The sequence below is a fragment of the Halorubrum tibetense genome, assembly GCF_042661865.1.
In the GTDB taxonomy this organism is placed as follows: domain Archaea; phylum Halobacteriota; class Halobacteria; order Halobacteriales; family Haloferacaceae; genus Halorubrum; species Halorubrum tibetense.
Genome location: NZ_JBHSWW010000639.1, coordinates 1 through 619, shown reverse-complemented (window position 1 = coordinate 619; position 619 = coordinate 1). Strand labels below are relative to the sequence as shown.

2 protein-coding genes are annotated in these 619 nt (G+C 50.6%); one reads left to right on the top strand and one right to left on the bottom strand.

The window, feature by feature from the left end; translation table 11 throughout:
• Nucleotides 1-294 (top strand): hypothetical protein (locus ACFQEU_RS17480; RefSeq protein ID WP_465261189.1); only part of this gene is annotated, 294 nt, incomplete at its 5' end.
• Between the two features lie 90 nt (nucleotides 295-384).
• Here the strand turns inward: ACFQEU_RS17480 and ACFQEU_RS17475 are convergent.
• Nucleotides 385-619 (bottom strand): TOBE domain-containing protein (locus ACFQEU_RS17475; RefSeq protein ID WP_379784218.1); only part of this gene is annotated, 235 nt, incomplete at its 5' end.

The following is a 619-nucleotide window of genomic DNA, read 5'->3' as shown; positions in this document are numbered from 1 at the left end:
GATCGTGGACGTCTGTTCCTGGGCGCCGCGGTTGAAGTGTACGAAGGTCAAATTGTTGGTCTGCATAGCCGTGGCAACGATCTAGTAGTAAACCCCACGAAAGCTAAACAGCTCACCAACGTGCGCGCCTCGGGTACCGATGAAGCCCTGACCTTGTCACCGCCAGTGCGCCACACACTTGAGCAGGCCTTGGAATTTATCGAGGATGACGAGTTGGTTGAAGTAACGCCAATGAGCATTCGCTTGCGCAAAAAGTTACTGACTGAAAACGAGCGCAAGCGTTCGAAAAAGTAAGGTTGTATTAGCGCAGTATTAAAAACCGGCTTAGGCCGGTTTTTTTTGCCTGCTGTAAACTGATGCGGGTGCAGGTGGCGAATCGGTTAACTAATCGTGTTGTGGTTTAGTGGGCGTGTTGTCGGCTAGCGCAATAGTGCCCTTAATCTGCGCATATACTTGTTTACCTATTGTCAGCGAAAGATTTTTTGCCGAGTAAGCAGATACCAATGCGCGCAATACTTGCTCGCCGACGGTTAGTGTTACGGCGCAGGCTCCATCGCTCGTCGGTGTTAGTTGACGGATGGTTGCCGGCAAAATATTTAGAATACTGGAGTCCGTCGCT